This window comes from Escherichia sp. WS1152, assembly GCF_046487665.1.
Taxonomy (GTDB): domain Bacteria; phylum Pseudomonadota; class Gammaproteobacteria; order Enterobacterales; family Enterobacteriaceae; genus Escherichia; species Escherichia coli.
In genome coordinates, this window is record NZ_JBJQJA010000001.1 from 305,379 (window position 1) to 319,467 (window position 14,089).

14 protein-coding genes and 1 tRNA gene are annotated in these 14,089 nt (G+C 51.6%); 6 read left to right on the forward strand and 9 right to left on the reverse strand.

Annotated features, from left to right (window positions below; genetic code table 11):
* Positions 1–168 precede the first annotated feature (168 nt).
* On the forward strand, positions 169–798 hold the full coding sequence (sxy, locus tag ACJHW7_RS01390; protein ID WP_000839153.1) for a CRP-S regulon transcriptional coactivator Sxy: 630 nt from the start codon (positions 169–171) through the stop codon (positions 796–798).
* Here the strand turns inward: sxy and yccS are convergent.
* Complete coding sequence (gene yccS / locus ACJHW7_RS01395) at positions 761–2,923, reverse strand: YccS family putative transporter (protein WP_000323868.1); 2,163 nt, start codon at positions 2,921–2,923, stop codon at positions 761–763. The genes sxy and yccS overlap by 38 nt on opposite strands.
* A 9-nt stretch (positions 2,924–2,932) precedes the next feature.
* Positions 2,933–3,379 (reverse strand): YccF domain-containing protein, encoded by a 447-nt coding sequence (locus ACJHW7_RS01400; RefSeq protein ID WP_001261235.1) that lies wholly within the window; start codon positions 3,377–3,379, stop codon positions 2,933–2,935.
* Between the two features lie 122 nt (positions 3,380–3,501).
* Here ACJHW7_RS01400 and helD point away from each other — a divergent pair, with 122 nt between their 5' ends.
* The gene (gene helD, locus ACJHW7_RS01405; protein WP_000420536.1) at positions 3,502–5,556 is read left to right on the forward strand and encodes a DNA helicase IV; all 2,055 of its coding nucleotides are present in this window, start codon (positions 3,502–3,504) and stop codon (positions 5,554–5,556) included.
* Positions 5,557–5,587: 31 nt separating this feature from the next.
* Here the strand turns inward: helD and mgsA are convergent, their stop codons facing one another.
* On the reverse strand, positions 5,588–6,046 hold the full coding sequence (gene mgsA, locus ACJHW7_RS01410) for a methylglyoxal synthase (protein WP_000424181.1): 459 nt from the start codon (positions 6,044–6,046) through the stop codon (positions 5,588–5,590).
* Between the two features lie 95 nt (positions 6,047–6,141).
* Entirely contained in the window at positions 6,142–6,804 is a 663-nt protein-coding gene (locus ACJHW7_RS01415; RefSeq protein WP_000847791.1) for a DUF2057 family protein, read from the reverse strand.
* Between the two features lie 172 nt (positions 6,805–6,976).
* On the opposite strand from ACJHW7_RS01415, the gene ACJHW7_RS01420 reads away from it, so the two are divergent.
* Positions 6,977–7,390 (forward strand): CoA-binding protein, encoded by a 414-nt coding sequence (locus ACJHW7_RS01420; RefSeq protein ID WP_000665217.1) that lies wholly within the window; start codon positions 6,977–6,979, stop codon positions 7,388–7,390.
* A gap of 44 nt (positions 7,391–7,434) precedes the next feature.
* Here the strand turns inward: ACJHW7_RS01420 and hspQ are convergent, their stop codons facing one another.
* Both hspQ and rlmI read right to left on the reverse strand, forming a co-directional pair.
* Positions 7,435–7,752, reverse strand: coding sequence for a heat shock protein HspQ (hspQ, locus tag ACJHW7_RS01425; RefSeq protein WP_001295356.1), 318 nt, complete (start codon positions 7,750–7,752; stop codon positions 7,435–7,437).
* 57 nt (positions 7,753–7,809) lie between these two features.
* The gene (gene rlmI, locus ACJHW7_RS01430; protein WP_001717969.1) at positions 7,810–9,000 is read right to left on the reverse strand and encodes a 23S rRNA (cytosine(1962)-C(5))-methyltransferase RlmI; all 1,191 of its coding nucleotides are present in this window, start codon (positions 8,998–9,000) and stop codon (positions 7,810–7,812) included.
* A 94-nt stretch (positions 9,001–9,094) separates the two neighbouring features.
* Here rlmI and yccX point away from each other — a divergent pair, with 94 nt between their 5' ends.
* The gene (yccX, locus tag ACJHW7_RS01435; RefSeq protein ID WP_000048252.1) at positions 9,095–9,373 is read left to right on the forward strand and encodes an acylphosphatase; all 279 of its coding nucleotides are present in this window, start codon (positions 9,095–9,097) and stop codon (positions 9,371–9,373) included.
* Here the strand turns inward: yccX and tusE are convergent.
* The 3 genes from tusE to ACJHW7_RS01450 all read right to left on the reverse strand — a co-directional run bounded on the left by tusE (position 9,370) and on the right by ACJHW7_RS01450 (position 10,743).
* Positions 9,370–9,699, reverse strand: a complete 330-nt coding sequence (tusE, locus tag ACJHW7_RS01440) for a sulfurtransferase TusE (protein ID WP_000904442.1) — start codon at positions 9,697–9,699, stop codon at positions 9,370–9,372. The genes yccX and tusE overlap by 4 nt on opposite strands.
* Before the next feature lie 90 nt (positions 9,700–9,789).
* Entirely contained in the window at positions 9,790–10,449 is a 660-nt protein-coding gene (gene yccA, locus ACJHW7_RS01445) for an FtsH protease modulator YccA (protein ID WP_000375136.1), read from the reverse strand.
* Positions 10,450–10,655: 206 nt separating this feature from the next.
* Positions 10,656–10,743, reverse strand: a tRNA-Ser gene (locus ACJHW7_RS01450).
* Positions 10,744–11,168: 425 nt separating this feature from the next.
* On the opposite strand from ACJHW7_RS01450, the gene hyaA reads away from it, so the two are divergent.
* Together hyaA and hyaB are read left to right on the forward strand one after the other, a co-directional pair.
* Entirely contained in the window at positions 11,169–12,287 is a 1,119-nt protein-coding gene (gene hyaA / locus ACJHW7_RS01455; RefSeq protein WP_001058323.1) for a hydrogenase 1 small subunit, read from the forward strand.
* Positions 12,284–14,077, forward strand: coding sequence for a Ni/Fe-hydrogenase large subunit (hyaB, locus tag ACJHW7_RS01460; protein ID WP_000107391.1), 1,794 nt, complete (start codon positions 12,284–12,286; stop codon positions 14,075–14,077). Before hyaA ends, hyaB begins: the two co-directional genes overlap by 4 nt.
* The last annotated feature ends 12 nt before the right edge of the window (positions 14,078–14,089 follow it).

Below are 14,089 nucleotides of genomic sequence, written 5' to 3' on the forward strand. Positions count from 1 at the left end.
GACGACAAAGATCAACCCTATTTTCGGAAAGAGCCTCGCAAATTTTGTCGTTGGTGACGGGAAAACATAAATTAATCTTGCCCCTAAAGAATAAGTTGCCTATTTTCGTATTTAACGGATCCGTTAATGTGAATCATTCTTTTATGTTATGATTTTAAAAGGAATTTTATGAAAAGCCTCTCCTATAAGCGGATCTATAAATCACAAGAATACCTGGCAACGTTGGGCACAATTGAATACCGATCATTGTTTGGTAGTTACAGCCTGACCGTTGACGACACGGTGTTTGCGATGGTTTCTGATGGTGAGTTATATCTTCGGGCTTGTGAGCAAAGTGCACAGTACTGTGTAAAACATCCGCCTGTCTGGCTGACATATAAAAAGTGTGGCCGATCCGTTACCCTCAATTACTATCGGGTTGATGAAAGTCTATGGCGAAATCAACTGAAGCTGGTGCGTCTGTCGAAATATTCTCTCGATGCAGCGCTGAAAGAGAAAAGCACGCGCAATACCCGGGAAAGACTGAAAGATTTGCCCAATATGTCTTTTCATCTGGAAGCGATTCTCGGGGAGGTGGGGATTAAGGATGTACGGGCGTTACGTATACTTGGGGCAAAAATGTGTTGGTTGCGACTGCGGCAGCAAAACAGTCTGGTGACAGAAAAGATTCTGTTTATGCTTGAAGGTGCCATTATCGGCATTCATGAAGCTGCGCTCCCGGTGGCACGCCGCCAGGAGCTTGCAGAATGGGCTGACTCTCTTACGCCGAAACAGGAGTTTCCTGCGGAACTTGAGTAATCTGGCGTTGCAGACGACCAATCTCAGGCAGTAATGCAATCAATAACCCAACTTGTTGTACGACCAGAGGTTCTTTGCTGTCTGCCCGTGGTTCAAGTTGCTGCATCCGTTGTTTCAGGCCAGCTAATGCCTGATTGACGCGTTCTTCATCAGCAGGTTGATGATGTAACGCGTCATCAACATAGCAAACTGCGTCATCAAGAAATGCCAGAATTTCAGGATTAGTTAACTGCTCCCGGTGAGCACCGAGGGCTGAGATATAGCTGGTAAACGTATGGTTAAGGCACAGCAACCGAAACGCGGCTTCGCGAATTTGCGGGGTAACGTTCGGTTCGCTGGACATATTTGATACCACCGACGCCAGTTCAGCATCACGGTTGTGTGCATCGCGGCGGGCAATACGATACGCCAGACGGTTATCACGCCCCTGATGGTATTGCTCCAGTATGGCATCGAGATAGCGACAGTTGGCCTCTGTGGCGCGTTCGAGCATGCGCGGCAGATTGCGAAACTGCCAGTCAGGCCAGATGTAGCTCACTGCCGCCCACGCAATGGCACAACCAATCAGCGTATCGATTACGCGAGGTAACGCTACTTCAAAACCTTCACCCAGTAAGTTAAAACACAGTAGCACCAAAAGTGTGATGAACATCGTTGCATGAGCGTATTGCACGTTACGGAAGGCAAAAAAGAGCACGCCGGTAATAACCAGCAGCACCAGCTGCCCTTCCAGTGATGGCACAAACCACAGCACAGGAATGCCAATGGCGATACCTACCAGCGTACCAATAATCCTTAACTTCAGGCGGTGGCGCGTGGCGTTATAGTTTGGCTGGCAGACAAACAAACTTGTCAGCAAGATCCAATACCCGTGATGCATTCCGGTTATTTGAATGATGGCGTAGCCGAAGCACAACACCAGCGACATTCTTACCGCATGACGGAAGAGGGCGGATTCCGGCGTGAAGTGACGGCTAAGACGCAGCCAGATATCACTCAATCCGTGCGGGCTGTCATCAGCGAGCTCATTTTCGTCATTATTATGGGGCAGTGCCTGGGCCTGTTCTGATTCAATTGTTGCCAGTTGGGCATCAATGGCGCGTAAATTGTTCAGCAAAAATCCCAGTGTTTTGAGTAAATCGGCAGGCGCGCCGTTATCGCGCATCCGCTCCAGGGCAGCATCAATATGCGTAAAAGCGCGCTCAAAATGCGGATCATGTTGATAAGGCTGACGCAGCAAAATACAGCGTGACAGTTGCTGGCACGCCTGGCCCTGCATCGACATCAGCCGCTGAAAACGGAACAGCACGTCGCTGTGGCGAAAATGTTCACGCAATGTTTGATACTGAATATGAGAAGAGCTGGCACGCTCGTGAATATCCTGTGCGACAAAGTAATAATGCAGCGTGCGACGCGTTCCCCGTTGACCACGATCGCCACGTAAGCGGGTCAGCAGCGAGAGTTTCGTCTGATTCAATGTCGCCATCAGCTGACCGTTGGCGAGAGCCAAATCGTACAGCGGTGCCTGGCTTTCATCTTCAATATCAGGATCAAACATGCGCGACTTGAGCTCAAGATAACGCGCCAGTTGTTCATAGCAACGCGCCAGGTTGTCCTGCAGCGGGCGGACCGGGAACAGCAGATGACCAATAAGTGTCAGGACGTTGTACCAGACGGCACCGGCCAGCAGATACATCGGCTGCTGATACCAGTGCTCATACAGTGATGTTCCCAACATTGTGTAAATGGCGATCAGCAATGCACCGAAGGCAATTGTTGCATAGCGTTGACCCAGACCGCCGAGCAAAATGAAGCCGCTGGTAGAGAGCGTTAAGCCAATCGCAAATAGCCAGGGCCAGGGAAACAGCAATTCTACTGAGGCCGAGGCGATAAAAAAGCAGAACAGCGTAATGATGAGGTTACGCAAACGTCCCGCCAGTCGGTCATCGAGATCGGTCAGCGCCGCTGCCACCATCCCCAGCGTCAGCGGAATCGTCAGTTTTACATCACCCAGCCACCACGGAAACGCTGTGGTTCCACAAAGCGCAATAAAAATACGCGCGTAATACAGCCAGGCGCTGTTCCAAGTATAGCGTTTGAGCAAAGGACTTAGCATATAGGCCATATTAGTGGATTATTCAAAACGACGACGTGCATTGGCTTCACGCGCAGCTTGCGCTGTTTCTACCGATACCACGCGACGACCAACCGGCCATAGTGCAATAGCGGCAATTTTAAAGTTCGCAATACCGACAGGAATGCCAATGATGGAAATACATTGTGCGATGCCCGTTGCAATGTGCATCAGGCATAACCACCAGCCAAAGAAAATCAGCCAGAAAATATTCAATACCGTACCGCCAGTATTCAGCAGCACATTTTTGCCAGCCGGGTTCAGTTCATCGACATGAATAGCTTCATTGCCATAAGGCACCAGAGACAGTTTAGTGATCTCCCAGCAGGATCGTGTCAGCGGTAAGGTAAAAATCAGCACAATACTGACCAGAGTCGCCAACAGCCAGCCCAGAGTGGTGGCAAATCCGCCAAGCACAAAGTTCAGAATGTTCAAAACGGTACGCATAAAACCTCGCTTTACTGTGGTTTTCAGTAATGGGCGGCAATTGTAACGTTTTTTTGGGCTGGAGCACGTTTTCTCTGACGGTTACACTGATAAGAAATAATTTCGTGTGGATCTACAGAGTCATGGAACTGAAAGCGACAACGCTTGGAAAACGTCTGGCACAGCACCCTTACGATCGGGCGGTGATCCTCAATGCCGGGATTAAAGTCTCCGGCGATCGCCACGAATACCTTATTCCTTTCAATCAATTACTGGCGATTCACTGTAAGCGCGGTCTGGTATGGGGCGAGCTGGAATTTGTACTGCCGGACGAAAAAGTGGTGCGTCTGCACGGCACCGAATGGGGCGAGACGCAGCGTTTTTACCATCATCTTGATGCTCACTGGCGGCGGTGGAGTGGCGAGATGAGCGAAATTGCGTCTGGTGTTTTACGCCAGCAACTGGATTTGATTGCCACGCGCACTGGAGAAAATAAATGGCTGACGCGTGAGCAAACCTCTGGCGTTCAGCAACAAATCCGCCAGGCTTTGTCGGCGTTGCCGTTGCCGGTTAACCGACTGGAAGAATTCGATAACTGCCGTGAGGCGTGGCGTAAATGTCAGGCCTGGTTGAAAGATATTGAAAGCGCTCGGTTGCAGCATAACCAGGCGTATACCGAAGCCATGCTTACCGAGTATGCGGATTTTTTCCGCCAGGTCGAGTCTTCACCGCTGAATCCGGCGCAGGCCCGGGCAGTCGTTAATGGCGAGCATTCTCTGTTAGTGCTGGCAGGTGCAGGAAGCGGAAAAACGTCGGTGCTGGTGGCCCGTGCAGGCTGGTTGCTGGCGCGTGGTGAAGCGTCCCCTGAGCAAATTTTATTGCTGGCGTTTGGTCGCAAAGCCGCTGAAGAGATGGACGAGCGTATTCGCGAACGGCTACATACCGAAGACATTACCGCACGCACGTTTCATGCGCTGGCGCTGCATATTATTCAGCAGGGCAGCAAAAAAGTTCCGATAGTCAGCAAACTGGAAAATGATACCGCTGCCCGTCATGAACTCTTTATTGCTGAGTGGCGCAAGCAATGCAGCGAAAAGAAAGCGCAGGCGAAGGGCTGGCGGCAATGGCTGACGGAAGAAATGCAGTGGTCAGTGCCAGAAGGTAACTTCTGGGATGATGAAAAATTACAGCGTCGTCTTGCCTCACGCCTCGATCGTTGGGTAAGTCTGATGCGGATGCACGGTGGTGCACAGGCAGAAATGATTGCCAGTGCACCCGAAGAGATTCGCGATCTGTTCAGTAAACGTATCAAGTTGATGGCCCCGTTATTAAAAGCCTGGAAAGGTGCACTGAAGGCAGAAAACGCTGTCGATTTTTCGGGCCTTATTCATCAGGCGATTGTGATTCTGGAGAAAGGTCGCTTTATCAGCCCGTGGAAGCATATTCTGGTTGATGAATTTCAGGATATCTCGCCGCAGCGGGCAGCGTTGTTAGCGGCATTACGCAAGCAAAACAGTCAGACGACGTTGTTCGCCGTTGGTGATGACTGGCAGGCGATTTACCGATTCAGCGGTGCGCAAATGTCGCTCACCACCGCTTTCCATGAAAACTTTGGTGAAGGCGATCGCTGTGATTTAGACACGACTTACCGTTTTAACAGTCGTATCGGTGAGGTGGCAAACCGGTTTATTCAGCAGAACCCAGGCCAGTTGAAAAAGCCGCTAAACAGCTTAACCAATGGAGATAAAAAAGCCGTCACGTTATTGGATGAGAGTCAACTTGACGCTTTGCTGGATAAGCTCTCTGGTTATGCCAAACCGGAAGAGCGCATTCTGATCCTGGCGCGTTACCATCACATGAGGCCTGCCAGCCTGGAAAAAGCGGCAACACGCTGGCCGAAGTTGCAAATCGACTTTATGACCATTCATGCCAGCAAAGGGCAACAGGCGGATTACGTCATCATCGTTGGCTTGCAGGAGGGAAGTGATGGTTTTCCGGCTGCGGCGCGGGAGTCGATTATGGAAGAGGCGCTACTGCCACCGGTTGAGGATTTCCCGGACGCTGAAGAACGGCGGTTAATGTACGTGGCGCTGACCCGGGCACGCCATCGGGTATGGGCACTGTTTAACAAAGAGAATCCCTCTCCCTTTGTCGAAATACTGAAAAATCTGGATGTGCCGGTGGCGAGAAAACCGTAAGAAACAGGTGGCGTTTGCCACCTGTGCAATATTACTTCAGACGGTCCGCGAGATAACGCTGATAATCGGGGATCAGAATATCGACCGCGTCGTTGAAATGCGGCGACTGGATAATGAAGTCTGCCGTTGCCACGTTGGTGGCGACCGGAATGTTCCATACCGTCGCCAGACGCAGCAAGGCTTTCACGTCAGGATCGTGCGGCACGGCATTTAGTGGATCCCAGAAGAAAATCAATACATCAATTTTCCCTTCTGAGATCAATGCGCCAACCTGCTGGTCACCCCCCATTGGGCCACTCAACATCGCGTTGACGTTCATGCCGGTCGCGCGGGAAATTAAGTTACCGGTAGTGCCTGTTGCATACAGTACGTGTTGTTCCAGTAACGGTTGATGCCGTTCCACCCAGCTCATCAGCATTTGTTTGCAGTGATCGTGTGCCACCAGCGCAATATGTTTCCGCGCAGGTAAAGTGCGAGTCGTCAGTTCCATAATGTACATCCGTAGTTAACTTTCCTACAGATTACTGTAAGCACTTATCGCTGCAAGATAAAGACCGAAAAAGCCTGCGCACAGGCACAAAAATCTCAGGAAGATGGTTGTTTTTCCGCCCATTGCAGGAAAGTATTTCGCGTTTGTGGGTCAGCCAGTTTAAACCAATACTTCAGCCGTTGTTCTGTGAGCACCTGAGACTGCGGTGGAATAGCATCCAGCTCGGAAACACCCGAAAGCAGCGTACTGTCATCTGCCATCATCGTGGCAAATTGCGGTAGTGAAGCGCGTTTCGCGGATTTGTTATAGCGTTCAACCTCGACCTCATAATCAATCGTTTTTGCCGTTGAGGTAATGGCGAGAATATCCAGCTTTACCGGAATCGGCGTCGCATCGCCATCCAACAATTCAAGGCGCGGCGCGGCATCAAAATGGTTAGCTTCCCGCTCATTCTCCAGGCGAGGCAGGCGAAAATTGACCTGGTTGATGAGCTGGGTATTAAAACTGACCACCAGCGGTGGGGAGATATACAGCCGTTCTTCACTATTGGAAAGATGAATCGTCTTCTCAACGCGAAACACTAACTGATGCGGTCCATTATCCAGTTCAATGCTGTCCGCACCGCGCAGCAGAGAGCTGGAAACCTTCTTGCCGTCGAGTACCAGAAGATCGACATCGGTTGAAAGCCGCAGCGTGGTGGCAAAAACGGATACCGGCAAACATAATGCAATCAAGGTGGTCACGATGCCGGTTTTCATAGGTAGCTCCTGTCAAAAGACCGCCCGAATAATAATGTGTCAAAATTTTTCTTTAATCATACTTACTAACATATAGACATATTTCCCGCTTTTGCTCTCATTCATTCGTATTAGCTGCATGGTTGGCATGTCGGCTTTGTCGTACACTTTGTGAAACAGTCTGGAGGAAATAATGAAAGAAACCGATATTGCAGGCATTTTAACGTCCACTCACACCATTGCGCTGGTGGGGGCAAGCGACAAACCCGATCGTCCCAGCTATCGCGTGATGAAATATCTACTCGACCAGGGGTATCACGTCATTCCGGTTTCGCCAAAAGTTGCCGGCAAAACGCTGCTGGGCCAGCAGGGGTATGGCACGCTGGCAGACGTTCCGGAAAAGGTCGATATGGTCGATGTTTTCCGTAATTCAGAAGCGGCGTGGGGCGTGGCGCAGGAAGCTATCGCCATTGGCGCGAAAACCCTCTGGATGCAATTGGGGGTGATTAATGAGCAAGCGGCAGTACTGGCACGGGATGCCGGGTTGAATGTGGTGATGGATCGCTGCCCGGCTATTGAGATCCCTCGCCTGGGCCTGGCCAAATAAAAAATCCCCGGAAGGCAAAAACCTTCCGGGGATTCGTTCAGGGATCAGTTACGCAGACGCGGGGCCTGGAGTTGTTTGCGGATGGTCTGCGCCAGCTCATCCATGGATGGCTGTTCAGGATGTTCATCCTGCAATTCGCTACTTAGCTGGGCTTCAGCCAGGTAGGTATGAACCGGTAGGCCGTTATCGTCCTCCATCACCACGTGATACCACGGAGCGGCGCGAAGCTCGTCATTCACCGCCAGCTCATCAGGCGACGGTTCAGAGAGCGAATAAACCGGGTCGATATCCACGACCACTCCGAGATAACCTAACAGGGAATGGCGGACCTGCTGGCCGATACCGAATTTGCTGGCAATCATAGTCACCTCCCGGGAAATCTTTACCTTTGATATAAGGGTAAAATTCCACATTTCAAGTTACATGACGCGACAGGCAAACCCTTTCAGATATAGCCCTTCCGGATAGGTAGCGATCACCGGATGATCGGCTGCCTGACGGAACTGCTCTATAAATTGTACATCACGGCCGGCATCAATTGCGGCATCCGCGATGATTTTCTGAAATAAATCGCTGGTCATCAGACCGGAACAGGAGAAAGTCAGGAGAATACCGCCTTCATTCAGCAACTGAATCGCCAGCATGTTGATGTCTTTATAGCCACGACACGCGCCCATCAACTGGCTTTTATTCTCAACAAACTTCGGCGGGTCCATCACGATAACGTCAAATTTTTCACCGCGATCGCGATAAGTACGCAGCAATTTAAAGACATCATCACGGACAAACTCAGCCTTGCTCAGATCCAGTTTGTTCAGCTCAACGTTCTGCCGTGCAATATCCAGGGCTTCCTGGGAGGTATCAACACTGACAACCTGGTTGCAACCGCCCATCAGTGCCGATACGGCGAAACCACCGGTATAGGAGAAACAGTTCAGTACGCGTTTATTTTCAACGTAGCGGCGGGTAGCCAGGCGGCTGTCACGCTGGTCCAGGTAGTAGCCCGTTTTGTGTCCGTGCTGTATGTCCACCAGCAGCTTCATGCCATGTTCTTCAATCGGCAGCAGGGCAGGCGGCAACTCGCCGGTGACGGGGCCTTGGGTCAGCTCCATTCCTTCTTTTTTACGTACCGCGACGTCGCTGCGATCGTAAATCGCACATTCCGGGTACAGCGTTTGCAGGGCACTAATTAATGCCGCGCGCTGATATTCTGCACCAGCACTCAGCAGTTGCAGCACCAGAAAATTACCGAAACGATCGATAGTAATACCCGGCAGGCCATCAGATTCACCGGCGATTAAACGATAGCTGTCGAGGCCATCTTTTTGCGCCAGCCAGTCACGCCATTTTTGTGCTTGTTGCAAACGGCGGGAAAAAAAAGCAATGTCGATAGACTCAGACGGGTCAAACGTCCAGACGCGCGCCCGGATTTGCGAAGCTGGCGAATAAGCGCCGCGTGCTAACCATTTTCCCTGATGATCAACAATATCGATGGTTTCACCGAGGCTGGCTTTACCTTCCATGCGGGCAACGGCCCCGGAAAAGACCCACGGATGGCGACGAAGTAATGATTTTTCGCGCCCTTTGGCTAACACTAAACGTACACTCATAATTTACTTTTCTGTCGATGCAAAGAAATGGGCGTCATTGTCCGGAGTTTTCCATGGATTTGCAACGCGTCCATTAAGGATAAGGAGAGCAGCAATGTCGAAAGTCTGCATAATTGCCTGGGTTTACGGGCGAGTTCAGGGCGTAGGATTTCGCTACACCACACAGTACGAAGCGAAAAGACTGGGTTTAACCGGGTACGCCAAAAATCTTGACGATGGCAGCGTGGAAGTGGTTGCTTGCGGTGAAGAAGGGCAGGTAGAAAAATTAATGCAGTGGTTAAAGAGTGGCGGCCCGCGTTCTGCGCGTGTAGAACGGGTGCTCAGCGAGCCGCATCATCCCTCGGGTGAATTAACCGATTTTCGTATCCGTTAAATACATTTTACCGGTTTTGGCAGGCCAGCAATTTTGGTGGCTTGCTTAGCCGGACCTTTCGGAAACAGTCGGTATAAATAGCGGCTGTTACCTTTTTCTTCGCCAAATTTATTCGCCATCGCTTTTACCAGCATACGAATCGCCGGAGAAGTATTGAATTCCAGATAGAAATCACGCACAAAACGCACCACTTCCCAGTGTTCTGGCGACAGCGAAATCCCTTCGTTCTCTGCAATCACCACTGCCAGCGGCTCACTCCACTGGCTGCTTTCTTTGAGATAGCCTTCGGTATCCGTTTCTATCTCTTTACCTTCGAAGATCAGCATAATTATTACTACCTTAATCAGACTGCCGGCAGTGTAACAAAAAACAAAGCCCCGCATAAAGCGAGGCTATGACAGTGTTAGCGGGTGAGATTAATCGCGGCTGGCGAAGCCCAGAATGCTCAGCAGGCTGACGAAGATGTTGTACAGCGAAACATACAGGCTAACCGTGGCACGAATATAGTTCGTTTCACCGCCATGAATGATGTTGCTGGTTTCAAACAAAATAGCGCCAGAGGAGATCAAAATGAAGACCGCGCTGATCGCCAGATGCAGAGCAGGCAGTTGCAGGAAGATATTAGCAACCATACCAATCAGCACCACCACAATACCCGCCATCAGCATACCGCCGAGGAACGACATATCTTTGCGGGTGGTCAGCACATATGCAGAGCAGCAGAAGAACACTAACGCCGTTCCGCCCAGTGCCATAGCGATTACGTCACCCATTCCGGCAGACAGATAGGTGTTCAGAATTGGTCCGAGGATATAACCCAGAAAACCGGTAAAGGCGAATGCGGAGATAATCCCGGTCGGCTTATTCGCCGTTTTATAGGTCAGGAACATCAAACCATACATACCCACCAGCGTCAGAATCAGACCCGGAGATGGCAGCATCAGCACCGTACTGGCAGTTGCGGTAATCGCCGAAAAGGCCAGCGTCAGGCTCAGCAGAAAATAGGTATTACGCAGCACCTTATGGGTGCTAAGCAGTGATGTACGGTCATGTGAAGAACTAACAATACGATCCATTGAGTCACTCTCTATGACAGATGTAATTAATTAAGCAGCATAATGATAATGCGTAAGGGCACCCAGAAGTTTTACCCATCTTTACGCATTTGATCTGGAACAGGTTTAACAGCGGATTATCAGGTCATTAAGCAAATATAACGCCCTGAGAATTTCGACAGGCAAAAGAAAAAGGGGTTAGCATTTAGCTAACCCCTTATCTTATCTGGCGGAAGCGCAGAGATTCGAACTCTGGAACCCTTTCGGGTCGCCGGTTTTCAAGACCGGTGCCTTCAACCGCTCGGCCACACTTCCGGAATGACGCGCACTATAAACATCCCGATGCGGCGTGTAAACCCCTAATTTGTTTGTTTGCCTGAAAAACAGCCAAAAGTGCATTGATAGCGTGAAATAACAGCAGATTGATCATTTCATCACCATGAATTCCTTCTCTTTTACTCGTTTAGCAACAGGCTAAACATCCCACCGCCCGGCAAAAAGAAAAATAGGTCCATTTTTATCGCTAAAAGATAAATCCACACAGTTTGTATTGTTTTGTGCAAAAGTTTCACTACGCTTTATTAACATTACTTTCTGGCGACGTGCGCCAGTGCAGAAGGATGAGCTTTCGTTTTCAGCATCTCACGTGAAGCGATGGTTTGCCTTGCTACAGGGACGTCGCTTGCCGACCATGTGCGCCCGGTGTCCTGCCGGTGTCGCAAGGAGGAGAGACGTGCGATATGAATAACGAGGAAACATTTTACCAGGCCATGCGGCGTCAGGGCGTTACCCGGCGCAGCTTTCTCAAATATTGTAGTCTGGCTGCCACGTCGCTGGGATTAGGCGCGGGAATGGCACCAAAGATTGCCTGGGCGCTGGAGAATAAACCCCGCATTCCAGTGGTATGGATCCACGGTCTGGAATGCACCTGCTGTACCGAATCTTTTATCCGCTCCGCTCACCCGCTGGCAAAGGACGTCATCCTTTCCCTGATTTCCCTCGATTATGACGATACTTTGATGGCTGCCGCCGGAACCCAGGCGGAAGAAGTCTTTGAAGACATCATCACGCAATACAATGGCAAATATATCCTCGCAGTAGAAGGTAATCCGCCGCTGGGCGAGCAGGGGATGTTCTGTATCAGCAGCGGACGACCGTTTATTGAGAAACTCAAACGTGCCGCTGCCGGAGCCAGCGCGATTATCGCCTGGGGAACCTGCGCGTCCTGGGGCTGCGTGCAGGCCGCGCGACCTAATCCGACACAGGCAACGCCTATCGACAAAGTCATCACCGACAAACCCATTATCAAAGTACCTGGCTGCCCGCCGATCCCGGATGTGATGAGCGCCATCATTACTTACATGGTGACCTTTGATCGCTTGCCAGATGTCGACAGAATGGGTCGTCCACTGATGTTTTATGGTCAGCGTATCCACGATAAATGCTATCGCCGCGCTCACTTCGACGCCGGAGAGTTCGTCCAGAGTTGGGATGATGACGCTGCCCGCAAAGGTTATTGCCTGTACAAAATGGGCTGCAAAGGGCCTACCACCTATAACGCCTGTTCCTCCACACGCTGGAATGATGGCGTTTCTTTCCCAATCCAGTCTGGTCACGGCTGCCTGGGCTGTGCGGAAAATGGTTTCTGGGATCGCGGTTCGTTCTACAGCCGCGTGGTCGATATTCCACAAATGGGTACTCATTCCACCGCCGATACCGTCGGTTTAACCGCGCTTGGTGTGGTGGCAGCGGCTGTTGGTGTGCACGCAGTCGCCAGCGCCGTTGACCAGCGCAGACGTCATAATCAGCAACCTACAGAAACCGAACATCAGCCAGGCAATGAGGATAAACAGGCATGAGCACTCAGTACGAAACTCAGGGATACACCATCAATAATGCCGGACGCCGCCTGGTGGTCGACCCGATTACGCGCATTGAAGGCCACATGCGCTGCGAAGTGAATATTAACGATCAGAATGTAATCACCAATGCCGTCTCCTGCGGCACCATGTTTCGCGGGCTGGAGATCATCCTGCAAGGGCGCGACCCGCGCGATGCGTGGGCGTTCGTTGAACGTATCTGCGGCGTCTGTACTGGCGTACACGCTCTGGCTTCGGTTTACGCCATCGAAGATGCCATCGGTATTAAAGTGCCGGACAACGCCAATATCATCCGCAACATTATGCTGGCAACGCTCTGGTGCCACGATCATCTGGTGCACTTCTATCAGCTTGCCGGGATGGACTGGATCGATGTGTTGGATGCGCTGAAAGCCGACCCGCGGAAAACCTCCGAACTGGCGCAAAGTCTCTCCTCTTGGCCGAAATCATCCCCTGGCTATTTCTTCGACGTACAAAACCGCCTGAAGAAATTCGTTGAAGGCGGGCAGTTGGGGATCTTCCGCAATGGCTACTGGGGGCACCCGCAGTACAAACTGCCGCCAGAAGCTAACCTGATGGGCTTTGCCCACTATCTCGAAGCTCTCGATTTCCAGCGTGAAATTGTCAAAATCCACGCGGTCTTTGGCGGTAAAAACCCGCATCCAAACTGGATTGTCGGCGGGATGCCTTGCGCCATTAACATTGACGAAAGCGGCGCGGTCGGGGCGGTCAATATGGAACGCCTGAACCTGGTGCAGTCGATTATCACCCGCACGGCGGATTTCATTAACAACGTGATGATCCCCGACGCCTTAGCCATCGGTCAGTTCAACAAACCGTGGAGTGAAATCGGCACGGGTCTTTCTGATAAATGTGTCCTCAGCTACGGCGCATTCCCGGATATTGCCAACGACTTTGGTGAGAAAAGTCTGCTGATGCCTGGCGGCGCGGTGATTAACGGCGACTTCAACAATGTGCTGCCAGTGGATTTGGTTGATCCGCAGCAGGTGCAGGAGTTTGTCGATCACGCCTGGTATCGTTATCCCAACGATCAGGTCGGGCGTCATCCATTCGATGGCATTACCGACCCGTGGTACAACCCCGGCGATGTCAAAGGCAGCGATACCAACATTCAGCAGCTGAATGAACAGGAACGCTACTCGTGGATCAAAGCGCCGCGCTGGCGCGGTAACGCGATGGAAGTGGGGCCGCTGGCACGCACGTTAATCGCTTATCACAAAGGCGATGCTGCGACCGTTGAGTCGGTCGATCGCATGATGTCGGCGCTGAACCTGCCGCTTTCCGGTATCCAGTCAACGTTGGGCCGCATTTTGTGCCGCGCGCACGAAGCACAGTGGGCCGCAGGTAAGTTGCAGTATTTCTTCAACAAGCTGATGACTAACCTGAAAAACGGCAATCTTGCCACCGCCTCCACGGAAAAATGGGAACCCACAACCTGGCCGACAGAGTGCCGTGGCGTCGGCTTTACCGAAGCGCCGCGCGGGGCGTTAGGCCACTGGGCCGCCATTCGCGATGGCAAGATTGATCTCTACCAGTGCGTGGTGCCGACCACCTGGAACGCCAGCCCGCGCGATCCCAAAGGGCAGATTGGCGCTTATGAAGCGGCGCTGATGAATACCAAAATGGCGATCCCCGAGCAACCGCTGGAGATCCTGCGTACTCTGCACAGCTTTGATCCGTGCCTCGCCTGTTCAACACACGTGCTGGGCGACGACGGTAGCGAGCTGATCTCCGTGCAGGTGCGTTAACAGCGAAGGAGA

Excerpts from the sequence above, each read along its gene's own strand:
- yccX (WP_000048252.1), top strand. The coding sequence starts at position 9,095 with ATGTCGAAAGTCTGCATAATTGCCTGGGTTTACGGGCGAGTTCAGGGC.
- yccS (WP_000323868.1), bottom strand. The coding sequence starts at position 2,923 with ATGGCCTATATGCTAAGTCCTTTGCTCAAACGCTATACTTGGAACAGC.
- mgsA (WP_000424181.1), bottom strand. The coding sequence starts at position 6,046 with ATGGAACTGACGACTCGCACTTTACCTGCGCGGAAACATATTGCGCTG.
- hspQ (WP_001295356.1), bottom strand. The coding sequence starts at position 7,752 with ATGATTGCCAGCAAATTCGGTATCGGCCAGCAGGTCCGCCATTCCCTG.
- ACJHW7_RS01400 (WP_001261235.1), bottom strand. The coding sequence starts at position 3,379 with ATGCGTACCGTTTTGAACATTCTGAACTTTGTGCTTGGCGGATTTGCC.
- hyaB (WP_000107391.1), top strand. The coding sequence starts at position 12,284 with ATGAGCACTCAGTACGAAACTCAGGGATACACCATCAATAATGCCGGA.
- tusE (WP_000904442.1), bottom strand. The coding sequence starts at position 9,699 with ATGCTGATCTTCGAAGGTAAAGAGATAGAAACGGATACCGAAGGCTAT.
- helD (WP_000420536.1), top strand. The coding sequence starts at position 3,502 with ATGGAACTGAAAGCGACAACGCTTGGAAAACGTCTGGCACAGCACCCT.
- rlmI (WP_001717969.1), bottom strand. The coding sequence starts at position 9,000 with ATGAGTGTACGTTTAGTGTTAGCCAAAGGGCGCGAAAAATCATTACTT.
- ACJHW7_RS01420 (WP_000665217.1), top strand. The coding sequence starts at position 6,977 with ATGAAAGAAACCGATATTGCAGGCATTTTAACGTCCACTCACACCATT.
- yccA (WP_000375136.1), bottom strand. The coding sequence starts at position 10,449 with ATGGATCGTATTGTTAGTTCTTCACATGACCGTACATCACTGCTTAGC.
- sxy (WP_000839153.1), top strand. The coding sequence starts at position 169 with ATGAAAAGCCTCTCCTATAAGCGGATCTATAAATCACAAGAATACCTG.
- ACJHW7_RS01415 (WP_000847791.1), bottom strand. The coding sequence starts at position 6,804 with ATGAAAACCGGCATCGTGACCACCTTGATTGCATTATGTTTGCCGGTA.
- hyaA (WP_001058323.1), top strand. The coding sequence starts at position 11,169 with ATGAATAACGAGGAAACATTTTACCAGGCCATGCGGCGTCAGGGCGTT.